This window comes from Streptomyces sp. NBC_00091 (assembly GCF_026343185.1).
In the GTDB taxonomy this organism is placed as follows: Bacteria; Actinomycetota; Actinomycetes; order Streptomycetales; family Streptomycetaceae; genus Streptomyces.
Genome location: NZ_JAPEMA010000003.1, coordinates 16,583 through 33,810 on the forward strand (window position 1 = coordinate 16,583; position 17,228 = coordinate 33,810).

Here is a 17,228-nt window from a genome sequence, read left to right on the forward strand (position 1 = left end):
CTGTTTCCCCTCAGCGGGTGGGTTCGGGGGCGGCCGGACGACGCCCGGCCCGGGCGAGCAGGACGGCGGACAGCGCGGCCACGGCGGCCAGCGCCAGGGACCATCCGAAGGTGACGGCGAAGGCGGAGGCCTTCTCGTGCGGGCGGCCGTCCGCACCGTCGAGGCCGCGCTGCAGGACGGTGACGAGCACCGCCGTCGCGAGCGAACCGCCCAGCCGTTGCAGGATGCTCAGCTGCGGTGAGGCGTCGCTGATCTTCTGCGGGTCGAGGCTGCGGAACGCGGTGGTCATGGCGGGCATGACGGACAGGCCGGCGCCGAATCCCGAGACGGTCATGGCCGTCCCGATCAGCGCGTAGGACGTGTCGGCGCCGACGAACACGAACGGCACCGCCGCCGCCAGGCTGAGGCCGGCGCCGAGGAGGGCGGTCCGGCCGCCGCCGAGGCGTTCGGCGGCCCGGCCCGAGAGCCAGGTGGCCGCCGCCGCGCCGATGCTCGACGGCACCAGCAGCATGCCGGTGGCGACCGGGTCCTCCTGCCGGACGTCCTGGAAGTACAGCGGCATCAGCACCATGCCCGCGTACATGCCCATGGAGAGGAAGAACGTGGTGAGGGAGGCGGCGCGGAAGACCCGGTCGCGGTAGAGGCGGATGTCGAAGAGCGGATGGGGGGTGTGGAGGGTGCGGATCGCGAAGAGGACGAGGAGGGCCGTACCGGTGGCCACGCAGAGCAGGGGCACCGTGAGGGATCCGGTGTCGGTGCTGCCCAGGCCGTAGGTGAGGACGGCCATGCCGGTGGAGATCGCGGCCAGGCCCGGGACGTCCAGCGGCGGGGCCGCCTCGGGGCGGTCGGCCGGCAGGAGGCACACGGCGCACAGGACGGCGGCGGCGCCCACGGGCAGGTTGACCAGGAAGATCCACCTCCAGTCGGTGTAGTGCAGCAGGAGTCCGCCGGCGAAGGGGCCGAAGACCGGGGCCAGCACGATGGGTACGCCCACCGTCGCCATGACCCGGGACATGTTCTTCGGGCCGGCCGTGCGGGCCAGGATCATCTGCCCGACGGGCATGATCAGCCCGCCGCCGAGGCCCTGGACCGCGCGGAAGGCGATGAGCTGTCCGGCGTCCTGGGCCACCGCGCAGAGCGCGGAGCCCAGGGTGAACAGGACGACGGCGGCCACGTAGGTGCGGCGGGCGCCGAAGCGGCGGGCGGCCCAGCCGGAGACCGGGATGACCGCGGCGACGGCGAGGAGGTAGGCGGTGACCACCCACTGGACGGTGTTCAGCGGCGCCCGGAAGTCCGTACCGAGCGCGGTGAGCGCGACGTTGACGATCGTCGAGTCCAGGAACGACATCGTCGCTCCCACGATCACGACGGTGGCGGCCTTCCAGACGTCGCGGCCGAGGCCGGTGCGGGGTGCCGGCGCGGTGCGGGTCGTCATGCCACGGTCTCCGTCAGCCAGTGGTCGACGGCGGCGGCCGCGGCCCGCGCGTCGTCCTCCATCATCGTGAAGTGGTCGCCCGGCACGTCCACCGCCGTGTGGGGCAGCGGCCAGGAGGCGTGGTGGCCCCCGCCGTCGACCAGGGAGCGGCCGGCTCTGACGAGCAGCGTCGGGACGGCGGTGGCGGTGGGCCGCCAGTCCGGGAAGAGCCGGAAGTAGCCGCCCATGGCCGTGAGCCTGAGGTCGGTCATCCAGCCGAAGGCGTCCTCCCGTTCGAACATGGCGTCCGTCATCCGGGAGCGGAACGCGGGCTGGGCCGCGTCGCCGGGCAGGAACGTGTCGAGCAGCACCAGCCCGGCGGGCGCGGCGCCCCCGCGTTCGAGGTGGGCGGTGACCTCCTGGGCGAGCCAGCCGCCCGAGGAGTACCCGGCCAGTGCGAACGGTGCGCCGTCCGCGAGGCGCAGCACCTCGGCGGCCACGTGCGCGACGAGGGCGTCGGCGGTGGCGGGCAGCGGCTCGCCCTCGCCGTAGCCGGGGAGCGGGAGGACGTGGACGTCCCGGTGCTCGCGGAAGGGCGCGGCGAAGCGGGCGAACTGGTGGGGGCTGGAGAGTGCGGTGACCGAGGGCAGGCAGATCAGCGCCGGACCGCCGGACCCGCCGGTGGCGCCGGACAGGGTGACCGGCGCCGGGGCCCCGTCCGTGGCGTCCGCGGTGAAGGAGGGGCGCAGCAGGGAGGCGGCGACGAGCAGGTCGGTGGCCTCCTTGACCTTGCCGTCCGCGCAGGCCTGCCGGTAGAGCGCGGCGATGGGCTGCGCCGGCGCGGGCGGCCGTACGGGTTCTGGCGTCTGCGGGGTCCGGGCCGCCGCGAGTTCGCCGCGCATGTGGTCGGCGAGGTCGGCGGGGGTCGGGTGGTCGAAGACGGCCGTGGCGGACAGTCTCAGGCCGGTCGCGGTGTTGAGGCTGCCGCGCAGACGCACCGAGGTCAGCGAGTCGAAGCCCATCTCCAGGAACTTGCGGTCCGGTTCGATCCGGTCGGCGGAGCTGTGGCCGAGGACGGTGGCCGTGTGTGCCTGTACGAGGGCCAGCAGGTCCTCCGGATCGAGGACGGGTACGGCGGGCGGGGCGCCCGCCGTCCGCCGGAGCGGGGCCGGCACCAGGCCGTGCAGCAGGGGCGGGAGGGCCTCGTGCCGGGCGCGGGTGCGCAGGGCGGGCAGGTCCAGGCGGATCGGCACCGCCAGGGCCCGGTCGAGGGCGGGGGCGGTGTCCAGGAGCGCGAGGGCCTCGTCGGTGGCGAGGGGGGCGACGCCGCCGCGGTTGATGCGGTCGACGTCGGTGGCGTCGAGGGCGCCGGTCATGCCGCTGCGCTCGGCCCACAGACCCCAGGCGAGGGAGAGGCCGGGCAGGCCCAGGGAGCGCCGGTGCTGGGCGAGGGCGTCCAGGTAGGCGTTGGCGGCCGCGTAGTTGCCCTGGCCCGGGGCGCCGAGCAGACCCGAGGCGGAGGAGAACAGGACGAACGCCGACAGGTCCAGGTCAGCGGTGAGTTCGTGGAGGTTGCGGGCCGCGTCCACCTTCGGGCGCAGCACCGCTTCGAATCGCTCGGGGGTGAGGGATTCGATCACCCCGTCGTCGAGGACGCCCGCGGTGTGGATGACGGCGGTGAGGGGGTGCGCGGCGGGGATCGTGGCCAGGAGGACGGTCAGGGCCTCACGGTCGGCCGCGTCGCAGGCGGCGACCGTTGCGGCGGCGCCCAGTTCGGCCAGTTCGGCCACCAGGTCCTCGGCGCCGCCGGAGCGGCTGGCCAGGAGCAGGTGGCGGACGCCGTGGACGGTGACCAGGTGACGGGCCACCGCGCGGCCGAGGACACCCGTGCCGCCGGTGATCAGGACGGTGCCGCCCTCGGCGAAGGACAGGCCCTCGGAGGCCGGTGCGGCAGGGGTACGGGTCAGGCGCGGGACGCGTACCGATCCCCCGCGCACCGCAAGCTGCGGCTCCGCGGACGTCAGATACGGGGCCGGGTCCGCGTTCTCGTCCAGGTCCAGGAGGTGGAAACGGCCCGGGTGTTCCGACTGCGCCGAGCGCACCAGGCCCCACACCGCCGCACCCGCCAGATCACCGATGTCATCACCGACGTCTTCACCGACTGCCCGGCGGGTGACGAACACCAGGCGCTCGTCCTCCGGGCTCGCGAGGGATCCCTGAAGTGCCTCCAGGGCCTGGCCCACGGCCGCCCGGACACCGGCGGAGGTGTCCACCTCACGCACCGCGCCCGCGGGCACGGGCTCGCCCGCCGGGGCCGCCACCCAGTCCAACGCGAACAGGGTGTCCCGGTGCGCGAGGTGTTCGGTGGCCACCGGGCGCAGGGCCAGTGAGTCGACGGTCGCCACCGGCAGGCCGGCCGTGTCGGTGACGGTGAGGGCGACCGCGTCCCCGCCCGCGGGGCTCAGCCGGACGCGCAGGTCGCGCGCGCCGGCCGTGTGCAGGTGGACGCCGTTCCAGGAGAAGGGGAGGCGGACGCCGGGGCCGTCGAGGAAGGAGCCGAGGCCCACGGCGTGCAGGGCGGCGTCGAGGAGGGCCGGGTGGAGGCCGAAGCGGCCCGCGGCCTCCTGCTGGTCGCGGTCGAGGCCGACCTCCGCGTACACCTCGTCGCCGAGCCGCCAGGCCGCGCGCAGACCCTGGAACGCGGGCCCGTAGCCGAGTCCGGCGTCGGTGAGCCGGTCGTAGAAGCCGGTCAGGTCCAGGGGTTCGGCGCCGGCCGGCGGCCAGGGGCCGCCGGTGGTGGCGGGGGCCGGGGAGGTGGCCGGGGTGGCGGACAGGACGCCGGTGGCGTGGCGGGTCCAGGGTTCGCCGCTCTCCTGGGCGGAGCGGGCGTACGTGGTGACCGTGCGCCGGCCGTCCGGGTCGGCGGGGCCGACGGCGAGCTGGACCTGGACGCCGCCCCGCTCGGGGAGCACCAGCGGGGCTTCCAGGGTCAGTTCCTCCAGGTGGCCGTGGCCGGTCTGGAGGCCTGCGTGCAGGGCCAGTTCCACGAAGGCGGTGCCGGGCAGCAGGACCGTGCCGGCCACCGCGTGGTCGGCCAGCCAGGGCTGCGCGGTCACCGACAGGCGGCCGGTGAAGAGGTGGTCGTCGGAGGCGGCGACGGTCACCATCGCACCGAGCAGGGGGTGGCCGGCCGCGTCCAGGCCCGCGGAGGCCATGTCGCCCGCGGCTTCGGTGCCTTCCAGCCAGAACCGCTCGCGCTGGAAGGCGTACGTGGGCAGATCGACCCGCCGGGCGCCGGGGAAGACGGTGTCCCAGTCGACCGGCACTCCGTGGACGTGCGCCTCGGCGAGGGCGGCCGTGAAGCGGGCGGGGCCGCCGTCGCCGCGGCGCAGGGTGCCCAGCGCGGTGTCGGGCAGGCCGTGGACGAGGACGGGGTGCGGGCTGACCTCGATGAACACGCCGTAGCCCTCGTGGACGAGGGTTTCGGTGACGTCGGCGAGCAGGACGCTCTGGCGGAGGTTGCGGTACCAGTACCGCTCGTCCAGTTCGGTGCCGTCCAGCCAGGTGGCGTCGACGGTGGACAGGAACGGGATCTCGGCCGGGCGGGGGGTGATCCCGGCGAGGGCGTCCAGGACGTCCGTACGGATCTCCTCCACGTGGGCGGAGTGGGAGGCGTAGTCCACGGGGATCCGGCGGGCGCCCTCGATGCCGGCGAGCACCGCGTCGAGGGCCTCGGGGTCGCCGGAGACCACCACGGAGCGTGGGCCGTTGACGGCGGCGAGCGAGAGCCGCTCGCCCAGGTGTGCGGCGGCCTCCTCGCGGGACAGCGGCAGGGAGACCATGCCGCCGCGGCCGGAGAGGGCCAGGAGGGCCTTGCTGCGCAGGGCGACGACGCGGGCCGCGTCGTCGAGGGTGAGCGCTCCGGCGACGCAGGCGGCGGCGATCTCGCCCTGGGAGTGGCCGACCACGGCGGCCGGTTCGACTCCGTGGGAGCGCCACAGCGCGGCGAGGGAGACCATCACCGCCCACAGGGCGGGCTGGACCACGTCGACCCGGGCCAGGGCGGCCTCGTCGGCGAGGGCTTCGCGCAGCGACCAGTCCACGTGGGGCGCGAGGGCCCGTTCGCAGGCGGCCAGCCGGTCGGCGAACACCGGGGAGGAGTCGAGCAGTTCGTGGGCCATGCCCGCCCACTGGGAGCCCTGGCCGGGGAAGACGAAGACGGCTTTCGCGGTGGTGCGCGACGATCCTCGCAGCAGGTGCGGGGAGGGCTCGCCGGCGGCCAGGGCCGTCAGCGCTTCGGCGAAGGCGGCGGGGTCGTCGGCCACCACGGCGGCCCGGTGCTCGAGGGCGGCGCGGGAGGACGCGAGGGAGCTGCCGATGTCGGCGAGGGGGTGGTGGGGGTCGTCCTCGGGGGACCGCGGCGCGGTCAGGCCCTCCAGGGCTGCGAGGAGGTTGCGGGCCTGGTCGCGCAGGGCTTCGTCGGTCTTGGCGGACAGCACCCACGGCAGTGCCGTGCCCGGTGCGGGGGCCGGCCGGGGGGCGGGCTCGGGGGTGGTGGCCCCGTCGAGGGGGGCCTGTTCCACGATGACGTGGGCGTTGGTGCCGCTGACCCCGAACGAGGACACGCCGGAGCGGCGGGCCCGTCCGGTCTCGGGCCACGGCACGGGTTCGGTCAGCAGGCGTACGCCGCCGGCCGTCCAGTCGACGTGCGGGGTGGGCTCGTCGACGTGGAGGGTGCGGGGCAGGAGGCCGTGGCGCATCGCCTCGACCATCTTGATGACGCCGCCGACACCGGAGGCGGCCTGGGTGTGGCCGATGTTGGACTTGAGGGAGCCCAGCCACAGCGGCTGGCCGGCGGGCCGGTCCTGCCCGTACGTGGCGAGCACGGCCTGCGCTTCGATGGGGTCGCCGAGCTTGGTGCCGGTGCCGTGGGCCTCGACGGCGTCGACGTCCCGGACGCCCAGGCCGGCGTTGCCCAGGGCCTGGCGGATGACGCGCTGCTGGGAGGGGCCGTTGGGGGCGGTGAGGCCGTTGGAGGCGCCGTCCTGGTTGACGGCGGAGCCGCGGACGACGGCCAGGACGCGGTGGCCGTTGCGGCGGGCGTCGGAGAGCTTCTCCAGCAGCAGCATGCCCGCGCCCTCGCCCCAGCCGGTTCCGTCGGCGGCCGCGGCGAAGGACTTGCAGCGGCCGTCGAAGGACAGGCCGCGCTGCCGGGAGAACTCCACGAACGTGTTGGGGGTGGCCATCACGGTCGCGCCGCCGGCCAGGGCCATCGTGCATTCGCCGGACCGCAGGGCCTGGGCGGCCAGGTGCAGGGCGACGAGGGAGGAGGAGCAGGCGGTGTCGACGGTGACGGCGGGGCCCTCCAGGCCGAGGACGTAGGAGATGCGGCCGGACAGGACGCTGCCGGCGTTGCCGGTGCTGAGGTAGCCGTCGATGCCCTCGGGGACCTCGCCCAGGCGGGAGGCGTAGTCGTGGTACATGACGCCGGCGAACACGCCGGTGGCGGTGCCGCGCACGGACGTCGGGTCGATGCCGGCGCGTTCGAAGGCCTCCCAGGCGGTTTCCAGGAGGAGCCGCTGCTGGGGGTCCATGGCGAGGGCCTCGCGGGGTGAGATCCCGAAGAAGCCGGCGTCGAACTCGGCGGCGTCGTAGAGGAAGCCGCCTTCGCTGACGTACGAGCGGCCGGCCGCGTCGGGGTCGGCGTCGAAGAGGCCGTCCAGGTCCCAGCCGCGGTCGGTGGGGAACGCCGCGATGCCGTCGCCGCCCGCGGCGACCAGCTGCCACAGGTCCTCCGGCGAGCGCACTCCGCCGGGGTAGCGGCAGCTCATGCCGACGATCGCGATGGGGTCCTCGGTGTCGGCGCCGGGGGCGCCGGGGGCGCCGGTGGCCGGGGCGGTGGCTTCGGCGGCCGGTGCCTCGGTCAGTCCAGCGCGCAGGTGCTCCACGAGGGCGGCCGGGGTGGGGTAGTCGAAGATGAGGGTTGCCGAGAGCCGCAGGCCCGTCTCGGTGGTGAGCCGGTTGCGGAGTTCGACCGCGGTGAGGGAGTCGAAGCCGAGCTCGGTGAACGCCTGGCCGAGGTCGACCGCCTGCGCGTTCGCGTGGCCCAGTACGGCGCTGACGTGCGTACGGACCAGCTCGGCGAGCTGCCGTTCGGTCCACTGGGTCCGCGGGGTGGACGGGCCGGACGCGGCGGCCCTGCGGGCCGGTCCGCGGACGAGGCCGCGCAGCAGTGCGGGGGGCGTGGCGTTCCGCGCCGCGCCGGCCGGCGGGGTGAGGTCCAGGCGGGCGGGGACGAGCAGGGGCTCGTCGAGGCCGCCCGCGAGGTCGAAGAGTTCCAGGCCGTCGGCGGCGGACAGTGCGCCGACGCCGGAGCCGGTGATGCGCCGGCTGTCGCCGTCGGCCAGTCGCCCGCCCATGCCGCCGCCCTCCGCCCACAGGCCCCAGGCCAGGGACACGGCGCTGAGGCCCTGGGCGGTGCGGTGCTGGGCGAGCGCGTCGAGGAAGGCGTTCGCGGCGGCGTAGCCGGCCTGGCCGGGGGCGCCGAAGACGCCGGCGGCCGAGGAGAACAGCACGAACGCCGCCAGGTCGGCCTCCCGCGTCAGCTCGTGCAGGTGCCAGGCCGCGTCGAGCTTGGGGCGCAGTACGGTGTCCAGCCGGTCGGGGGCCAGCGAGCCGATCACGCCGTCGTCGAGGACGCCGGCCGCGTGCACGACCGCCGTCAGCGGCCGTTCGGCGGGGATCCGGGCGAGGAGGCGCGCCAGGTCGGCTCGGTCGCCGACGTCGCAGGCCTCGATCCGCACGTGGGCGCCGGCCTCGGTGAGCGCGGCGGCGAGTTCGCCGGCGCCCTCGGCGGCCGGGCCGCGCCGGCCGGCCAGTACGAGGTGGCGTACGCCGTGTTCGGCGACCAGGTGGCGGGCCAGCAGGGCGCCGAGGCCGCCGGTGCCGCCGGTGATCAGGACGGTGCCGTCGGGGTTCCAGTCCCGGGGCGCGGCGGGGGCGGGGACGCGGGCCAGCCGGGGGGCGTACAACGTGCCGTCACGGAGCGCGAGTTGCGGCTCGTCGAGGGTCAGGAGGGCGTCCAGTGCGGCGGAGGCGTCCGGGGCGTCGTCCGGATCGGTGACGTCGATCAGGCGGAAGCTGCCCGGGTTCTCGGCCTGCGCCGACCGGACGAGGCCCCACAGCGGCGCCTGGCCGAGGTCGTGGACCGTCTCGCCCTGCCGGACGGCCAGGGCGCCGCGGGTGACCAGGACCAGCTGCGAGGAGGCGCACCGGGGGTCGGCGAGCCACGCCTGGAGGAGTTCCAGGACGCGGTGCGCGCCGGTGTGGGCTGCGGGGACCAGGTCGTCGTCGGTGCGGGGGCAGCGGACGAACACGGCGTCGGGGACGGTGTCCAGCGCGGCCAGGTCGGCGGCCGAGGCGATCCAGCGCGGCGGTGCACCGGCCGGCTGCCCGGAGGCGGCGGCGGGCAGGGGCAGGGGCAGGGCGGCCCAGTCGACGCGGAAGAGGGAGTCGCGGTGCCGGTGCGTACGCTGTGCCGCGGCCGGGCGCAGGGCGAGCGCCTCGACGGTGGCCACCGGGGCGCCCGTCTGGTCGGCGGCGTCCAGGGACACGCTGTCGGGGCCGGCCGGCGACAGCCGTACGCGCAGCGCCGGGGCGCCGGCCGCGTGGAGGGCCACGCCGCGCCAGGAGAACGGGAGGCTCGCGGCGCCGTCGGTGACGAAGTCGCCGAGCCCGACGGCGTGCAGGGCGGCGTCCAGCAGGGCGGGGTGCAGGCCGAAGCGGGCGGCTTCGGCTTCCTGCGGCAGCCGTACCTCGGCGAACACGTCCTCGCCGCGGCGCCATGCCGCCCGCAGCCCCTGGAAGGCGGGTCCGTAGCCGAAGCCGACCTCGACGAGGTGGTCGTAGAGCCCCTCGACGGACACCGGCTCGGCGCCCGCGGGGGGCCATTCGCTCAGGTCGGGGACGGCGGGCGGGGCGGCGGCCGGGGCGGGGCCGTCCGTCAGGGTGCCGGTGGCGTGCCGGGTCCACGGCTCGTCGGTGTGGCGGGAGTGGAAGGTCAGGGAGCGGCGGCCGTCCGCGTCCACGGATCCGACGGCGACCTGGAGCTGGACCGCGCCCTGTTCGGGGAGGACCAGCGGTGCCTCGATGGTGAGTTCGTCGAGGCGGGCGCAGCCGACCTGGTCGCCGGCGCGGACGGCCAGCTCCACGAAGGCGGTGCCGGGGACGAACACGGTGCCCAGGACGGCGTGGTCGGCGAGCCAGGGGTGGGTCCGCAGGGAGAGGCGGCCGGTGAACAGCACCTGGTCGGCCTCGGCCAGGGTCACCATGGCTCCGAGCAGGGGGTGGTCGGCGGGGCCCAGGCCGGCGGCGGCCACGTCGCCGAGGGCGGTCGTCTCGGGCCAGTAGCGCTGGCGCTGGAAGGGGTACGTGGGCAGGTCGACGCGGCGGCCGGCGAGGAGCGGGGTCCAGTCGACGGGCAGGCCGCGGGTCCAGGCCTCGGCCAAGGCGCCGAGGAAGGCGTCGGGCTCGGGGCGGTCCTTGCGCAGCAGGGGGGTGAGGAGCCCGGAGAACTCCTCCGGGAGCGACTCCCCCGCCATGGCGGCGAGGACGCCCTGCGGACCCAGCTCCAGGAAGTGGCCCACGCCCTGCTCCTCGGCGAGGTACCGGACCCCGTCGGCGAAGCGGACGGCATCACGGACGTGCTGGACCCAGTAGGCGGCCGTGAACTCGGTGATCTGCCCGCCGGTGACGTTCGAGACCACCGGTATCTCGGGAGCGGAGTGGGTGAGGGATTCCGCGACCTCACGGAACGCGCCGAGCATGGGCTCCATGAGCGGCGAGTGGAAGGCGTGCGAGACCGTGAGGCGCTTGGTCTTGTGACCCTGCCCGGCCAGCCGCTCGGCCACCTCCAGGACAGCCTCTTCGGCGCCCGAAATCACCACGGACTGCGGGCCGTTGACCGCAGCGATGTCGACACCGGCCGACAGCAGCGGGCGTATCTCCTGCTCAGTGGCGCGGATCGAGACCATCGCCCCGCCCTCCGGCAGGGCTCCCATCAGGGCACCACGGGCCGCCACCAGACGGGCCGCGTCAGCGAGGGAGAGGACCCCGGCCACGTGCGCGGCCGCGATCTCACCGATCGAGTGACCCGCTACGAAGTCCGGACGCAGACCGAAGGACTCCGCCAGGCGGTACAGGGCCACCTCGACCGCGAAGAGGGCCGGCTGGGTGTTCTCGGTGCGGTGGATCTCGTCCCCGCCGCCGAAGACCAGGTCCTTGAGGGGGAGGTCGAAGTGGGCGCAGGCCTCGTCGAAGGCGGCCGCGAACACCGGCTGGGCCTCGTACAGCTCACGGCCCATGCCGGGACGCTGCGCACCCTGCCCCGAGAAGAGGAAGGCGAACTTCCCGCCGGAGGCCACGCCCTCGAGGAGTTCCTCCCGGTTGGCGCCCGGCACCACGCCCCGGTGGGCGAAGGGCGTCGACAGGGACAGGGAGTGGGCCAGGTCGGCGGGGTCCAGCTCCGGGTGGTCCTGTGCGTACGAGCGGAGTTGGGCGGCCCGTGCGCGCAGTGCCTCGGGGGTGTGGGCCGACAGCAGCCACGGGGCGGCGGCGGTGCGCGGTGCCCGTGGCTCGTGCGTCCGGTCCTGGGGCCGGGCGTCCTCGGGGGCGGCCTGCTCGACGATCAGGTGGGCGTTGGTGCCGCTGACGCCGAAGGCCGACACGCCGGCGCGGCGCGGCTCGCCCGTCTCGGGCCAGGGCGTGGGCTCGGTCAGCAGGCGTACGCCGCCCGCCGACCAGTCCGCGTGGGGCGTCGGCTCGTCCACGTGCAGGGTCTGGGGCAGCGTGCCGTGCTGGATGGCGAGGATCATCTTCATCACGCCGGCGACGCCCGCCGCGGCCTGGGTGTGGCCCAGGTTCGACTTGACCGAGCCCAGCCACAGCGGCCGGTCGGCAGTGCGCTTGCGGCCGTAGGTGGCGAGCAGGGCGTGCGCCTCGATGGGGTCGCCGAGCCTGGTGCCGGTGCCGTGGGCCTCGACCGCGTCGACCATGTCCGGGGACAGCCGGGCGTTGGCCAGGGCCTGGCGGATGACGCGCTGCTGGGCGGTGCCGTTGGGGGCGGTGAGCCCGTTGGAGGCGCCGTCCTGGTTGACCGCCGAGCCCCGCAGGACCGCGAGGACGGGGCGGCCGCCCCGCCTGGCGTCGGAGAGCCGTTCGAGGACGAGCAGGCCCGCGCCTTCGCCCCAGCCGGTGCCGTCCGCGGCGGCGGCGAAGGGCTTGCAGCGGCCGTCGGCGGCGAGCCCGCGCTGCCGGCTGAACTCGACGAAGACCCGGGGGGTGGCCATCACCGTGGCGCCGCCGGCGAGGGCCAGGGCGCATTCGCCGCGGCGCAGCGCCTCGGCGGCCAGGTGCAGCGATACCAGGGAGGACGAGCAGGCCGTGTCGACGGTGACGGCGGGGCCTTCGAGGCCGAGTACGTAGGACAGCCGGCCGGAGAGCACGCTCGCCGCGTTGCCGGTGCCGATGTAGCCTTCGAGGCCCTCTTCCGGGGTCGAGCCGAACAGGGTGCCGTAGTCCTGGCCGTTGGTGCCGACGAAGACGCCGGCCCGGCTGCCGCGCAGGGCGGCCGGGTCGAGGCCGGAACGCTCCAGGGCCTCCCAGGCAACTTCCAGCAGCAGCCGCTGCTGGGGGTCCATGGCTCGGGCCTCGCGCGGGCTGATGCCGAAGAAGGCGGGGTCGAAGTCGGCGGCGCCGGCGAGGAAGCCGCCCTCGCGGACGTAGCTGGTGCCGGCCCGGTCGGGGTCCGGGTCGTAGAGCGCGGCGAGGTCCCAGCCCCGGTCGTCGGGGAAGGCGGCGAGGGCGTCGGTGCCGTCGGCGAGGAGGGTCCACAGCTGTTCGGCGGAGTGCACGCCACCGGGGAAGCGGCAGCCCATGCCGACGATCGCGATCGGCTCGTGGCTGAGGTCCTCGGCGTCCTTCAGACGCCGGTTCGCCTCGTCCAGGTCGGCCGTGACCCGCTTGAGGTATTCCAGGAGCTTGGTCTCGTTCACCATGTCAGCGGGTCCCGTATTTCTGGTCGATGTAGGCGAAAAGGTCGTCCGCCGTGTCCAAGGTCGGTCGGGTGTCGGCACCCGTTTCGTCGTCCGGGCCGGAGCCGGGTCCGGATCCCGCGCCGGCGCGGGCCAGCAGGCTCTGGAGGCGGGTCGCGACCTCGGCCCGTACGTCGGCGTCGAGGACCGCGAGGGCGTCCTCGACGCGGTCGAGGTCGGCGAGGACGCGGGCGGCGGCGGTGCCGCCGAGTTCGGCGTCGAGGTGCTCGGCGAGGGCCTGGGGGCTGGGGTGGTCGAAGACCACGGTCGTGGCGAGGTTCAGCCCGGTGCGGACGCCGAGGACGTTGCGCAGGTCGACGGCGGTGAGGGAGTCGAAGCCGAGTTCCCGGAAGGGCTGGGTGGGGGTGACCGCTTCGGGGCCGCCGTGTCCGAGGACGGCCGCCGCCTGGGTGCGTACGAGGTCCAGCAGGGCGGCGGCGCGTTCGGCGTCCGGGAGCAGGGTGATGCGTTCGCGCCAGTCGGGTTCTCCGGTGGTGCGGGGGCGGGCTTCCTCGATTCCGGTGAGCAGCGGGCTGGGCCGGACCGTGGTGAAGCCGGGTGCGAACAGGGCCCAGTCGATGTCGGCCACGGCCAGGGCGGCGTCGCCGTGGTCCAGGGCCTGCTGGAGTCCCTCGATGGCGTGCGGGGGCCGCATCGGGCGGATGCCGTGGCGGCGCAGGCGCTCGCCGACGGCCGCCTCGTCCTCGGCCATGCCGCCTTCGGCCCATGCGCCCCAGGCCACGGCGGTGGCGGGCAGTCCGTCGGCGCGGCGCTGGTCGGCGAAGGAGTCCAGGAAGGCGTTGGCGGCCGCGTAGTTGGCCTGTCCGGCGCCGCCGACCGCGCCGGCGAAGGAGGAGAAGAGGACGAACGCCGACAGGTCCAGGCCGGCGGTGAGTTCGTGGAGGTTGCGGGCCGCGTCGGCCTTGGGACGCAGGACCGCCGCGAACCGTTCGGGGGTGAGGGACTCGATGACGCCGTCGTCGAGGACGCCGGCGGTGTGCACCACCGCGGTCAGGGGGAGTTCGGCGGGGATCGCGTCGAGCACTGCCGCGAGCGCGTCCCGGTCGGCGGCGTCGCACGCCTCGATGGTCACGCGGGTGCCCGTCGCGGTGAGTTCGGCGGCGAGTTCGCGTGCGCCGGGTGCCCGCTCGCCCCGGCGGCTGGTGAGGACCAGGTGTTCGGCGCCGGACGCGGCGAGCCAGCGGGCGATGTGGCCGCCGAGGGCGCCGGTGCCGCCGGTGACCAGGACGGTGCCGGAGGGGCGCCAGGGCGTGACGGCGGCCGAGGTCCTGCGTACGCGGACCAGCCGGCGGGCGAGGATGCCGGTGGGGCGGATCGCCAGCTGGTCCTCGGCTCCGGTCCCGGCGGGGGCGCCGGCCAGCAGGAGGGCGCCGAGCCGGTCGAGTGCGGGGGCGTCGAGCTCCGCGGGGAGGTCGACGAGCCCTCCCCAGCGGGTGGGGGTTTCCAGGGCGGCGGCCCGGCCCAGGCCCCAGACCTGTGCCTGGCCGGGGTCGGCGGGCCGGTCGCCGGGGCCGGTGGAGACCGCGCCGCGGGTGGCGCACCACAGCGGTGCGGTGATTCCGGCGTCTCCGAGGGCCTGGTGCAGCAGGAGGGCCGCGGCCAGGCCGGGATCGCCGGGCTCGGCGGGCAGGAGCAGGACGCCCGCGCAGCTGTCGGCGGCGGCCAGGGCCGTGAGCAGGCGGACGGTCAGGGCCTCGCGGTCGTGGCCGGTGCCGGGGGTCAGGTCCAGGCGGGCGGGGGTGGCGCCGCGGGCGGCGAGCGCCCCGGTGACCAGGTCGAGCTCCTGGGGGCGCGGCCCGGCCACGAGCCAGGTCCCCCCGGGGGCGGTGGCGGCGGGGGTGGCGAGCGGCTGCCACTCGATGCGGTACTGGAGGCCGGCGGCGGGGTCCTGGGCGGTGGCGGCGGGCCGGCCGGCGCTCTCGCCGGGGCGGGCCCAGTAGCGGGTGCGGCGGAACGCCGTGGTCGGCAGGGCCACCCGGCGTACGGGGTGCCCGGCGAAGACCCCGGTCCAGTCCGGGGCGGTGCCGTGCACGAACAGCCCGCCCAGGGCGGCGGTGGCGGTCTCCTGTTCGGCCCGGTCGCGGCGCAGGGCCGGTACGAGGACGGTGTCCGGGCCGCTCACGCAGGCCTGTCCGGCGGCGGACAGCACGCCGGAGGGGCCCAGCTCGACGAAGCGGCGTACGCCCTGGGCCTCCAGGTGGCGCATGCCGTCGTGGAACCGGACGGCCGCGCGCACGTGCCGGACCCAGTACTCGGGCGTGGCGAGCTCGGCCGGGTCGGCGGTGCGTCCGGTGACGTTCGAGACGATCGGGACGGACGGCTGGTGGAAGGTGAGCGTCCGCGCGATGCGGCCGAATTCGGCGAGCATCGGCTCCATCAGCGACGAGTGGAAGGCGTGGCTGACGTTGAGCCGCTTCGTGCGGTGGCCCGCGGCCTCCAGGAGGCCGGCGGTCCGCGAGACCGCCTCCTCGGGGCCGGAGACGACCACCGCGCGGGGGCCGTTGACCGCGGCGATGTCGACGCCGGCCGTCAGCAGGGCGCGTACCTCGTCCTCGGCCGCCTGGACGGAGACCATCGCCCCGCCTTCGGGCAGCGCCTCCATCAGCCGGCCGCGGGCGGCGACCAGCGTGGCGGCGTCGGGGAGGGTGAGCACGCCGGCCACGTGGGCGGCGGCCAGCTCGCCGACCGAGTGGCCGAGGAGGAAGTCGGGGCGTACGCCCCAGGACTCGAAGAGGCGGTACAGGGCCACCTCCAGGGCGAACAGCCCGGCCTGGGTGTACCGGGTCCGGTCGAGGAGTTCCGCCTCGCCGCTCACCACCTGCCGCAGCGGGCGGTCCAGGTGTGCGTCGAGTGCGGCGCAGGCCGCGTCGAAGGCCTGTGCGAAGACCGGGAACGCCGCGTACAGCTCGTCTCCCATGCCGGCGCGCTGGGCGCCCTGGCCGGTGAACAGGAACGCCAGCCCGCCGGGGGCGGCGCTGCCGTGCAGAACGCCGGGGGCCGGGGTGCCGTCGGCGAGCGCCGCCAGCCCCTCGAGGAGGGCGTCGCGGCCGTTGGCGACGACGGCGGCGCGGCGGTCGAGGGTGGCACGGGTGGTGGCGAGGGAGTGGGCCACGTCGCGGGGGGACAGGTGCGGGCCGGCCTCGAGGTGGGCGTGGAGGCGGGCGGCCTGTTCGCGCAGGGTCTCGTCCTCGCGGGCGGAGAGCACCGCGAGGACGGGGGACTCGGCGGTGGCGGGGGCCGCGGAGTTGGCGGGGGTCTCGCCGGTCGTGGGGGTCCGGTCGTCCTGCGTGGACTGCTCGGCGTCGGGCGTGTGCTCCTCGAGGAGGACGTGGGCGTTGGTGCCGCTGATGCCGAACGAGGACACGCCGGCGCGGCGCGGCTGTCCGTCGGGCGTCCGCCAGTCGAGGTTCTCGGTCAGGACGCGTACGGAGCCGGCCGACCAGTCGACCTGGGGGGTCGGCTCGTCGACGTGGAGGGTGCGGGGCAGGACGCCGTTGCGGATCGCCTGGACCATCTTGATGATGCCCGCCACGCCCGCGGCGGCCTGGGTGTGGCCGATGTTGGACTTGACCGAGCCGAGGCGCAGCGGCCGGCCGGCCGGGCGGTTCTGCCCGTAGGCCGCGATCAGGGCCTGGGCCTCGATGGGGTCGCCGAGGGTGGTGCCGGTGCCGTGGGCCTCGACCGCGTCGACCTGTTCGGGCGTCAGGCGGGCATTGGCGAGGGCCAGTTCGATGACGCGCTGCTGGGCGGGGCCGTTGGGGGCGGTCAGGCCGTTGGAGGCGCCGTCCTGGTTGACGGCGGATCCCCGGATCACCGCGAGGACGGGGTGGCCGTGGCGGCGGGCGTCGGAGAGCCGCTCCAGTACGAGCATGCCCGCGCCCTCGCCCCAGCCGGTGCCGTCGGCGGCCGCCGCGAAGGCCTTGCAGCGGCCGTCGCGGGCCAGGCCGCCCTGGCGGCTGAACTCCGCGAACAGGGTCGGTGTCGACATGACGGTGGCCCCGCCGGTGAGGGCCAGCTCGCACTCGCCGCGCCGCAGCGCCTGGACCGCCAGGTGCAGGGCGACGAGGGAGGCGGAGCATGCGGTGTCGACGGTGACGGCGGGACCCTGGAGCCCGTAGACGTAGGAGAGGCGGCCGGAGAGCACGCTGGCGGCGTTGCCGGTCATGATGTGCCCGGCCAGGTCGTCGGCGGAGTGGACGGCCACGGGGGTGTAGTCCTGCCCGTTGGTGCCGATGAAGACGCCGGTCCGGCTGCCGCGCAGGGTGTCCGGGGCGATCCCGGCGCGCTCGAAGGACTCCCACGAGGTCTCCAGCAGCAGCCGCTGCTGGGGGTCCATGGCGAGGGCCTCGCGGGGCGAGATCCCGAAGAAGGCGGCGTCGAACTCGCCCGCGCCCTCGAGGAATCCGGCCTGGCGGGCGTGGGAGGCACCGGCCTGCTCCGGGTCGTCGGAGAGCAGGCCCGCCAGGTCCCAGCCGCGGTCGGTGGGGAAGCCGGACAGGGCGTCGCCACCCGAGACGAGCAGCCGCCACAGGTCTTCGGGGCTCTGGACCCCGCCGGGGAAGCGGCAGCTCATGGCCACGACGGCGATCGGCTCGCCGTCCCGGTTCTCGCTCTCGCGCAGGCGTTCCTGGGTCTGCTCCAGCTCGGCCGAGACGCGCTTGAGGAAGTGGCGGAGTTTGTCTTCGTTGGACACGTGAGGGTTC

3 protein-coding genes are annotated in these 17,228 nt (G+C 75.7%); all 3 read right to left on the minus strand.

Annotation, left to right across the window (positions count from 1 at the left end; translation table 11 throughout):
- Nucleotides 1-10 precede the first annotated feature (10 nt).
- From OOK34_RS31695 to OOK34_RS31705, 3 genes are read right to left on the minus strand one after another with little or no spacing between them, the layout of a single operon-like run.
- The gene (locus OOK34_RS31695) at nt 11-1,435 is read right to left on the minus strand and encodes a DHA2 family efflux MFS transporter permease subunit (protein WP_267037586.1); all 1,425 of its coding nucleotides are present in this window, start codon (nt 1,433-1,435) and stop codon (nt 11-13) included.
- On the minus strand, nt 1,432-12,468 hold the full coding sequence (locus tag OOK34_RS31700; RefSeq protein WP_267037587.1) for a type I polyketide synthase: 11,037 nt from the start codon (nt 12,466-12,468) through the stop codon (nt 1,432-1,434). Before OOK34_RS31700 ends, OOK34_RS31695 begins: the two co-directional genes overlap by 4 nt.
- Before the next feature lies 1 nt (nt 12,469).
- Complete coding sequence (locus OOK34_RS31705) at nt 12,470-17,218, minus strand: SDR family NAD(P)-dependent oxidoreductase (protein WP_267037588.1); 4,749 nt, start codon at nt 17,216-17,218, stop codon at nt 12,470-12,472.
- Nucleotides 17,219-17,228: the final 10 nt, after the last annotated feature.

Coding starts and splice junctions, on each gene's coding strand:
- OOK34_RS31695 (WP_267037586.1), bottom strand. CDS start 1,435: ATGACGACCCGCACCGCGCCGGCACCCCGCACCGGCCTCGGCCGCGAC.
- OOK34_RS31700 (WP_267037587.1), bottom strand. CDS start 12,468: ATGGTGAACGAGACCAAGCTCCTGGAATACCTCAAGCGGGTCACGGCC.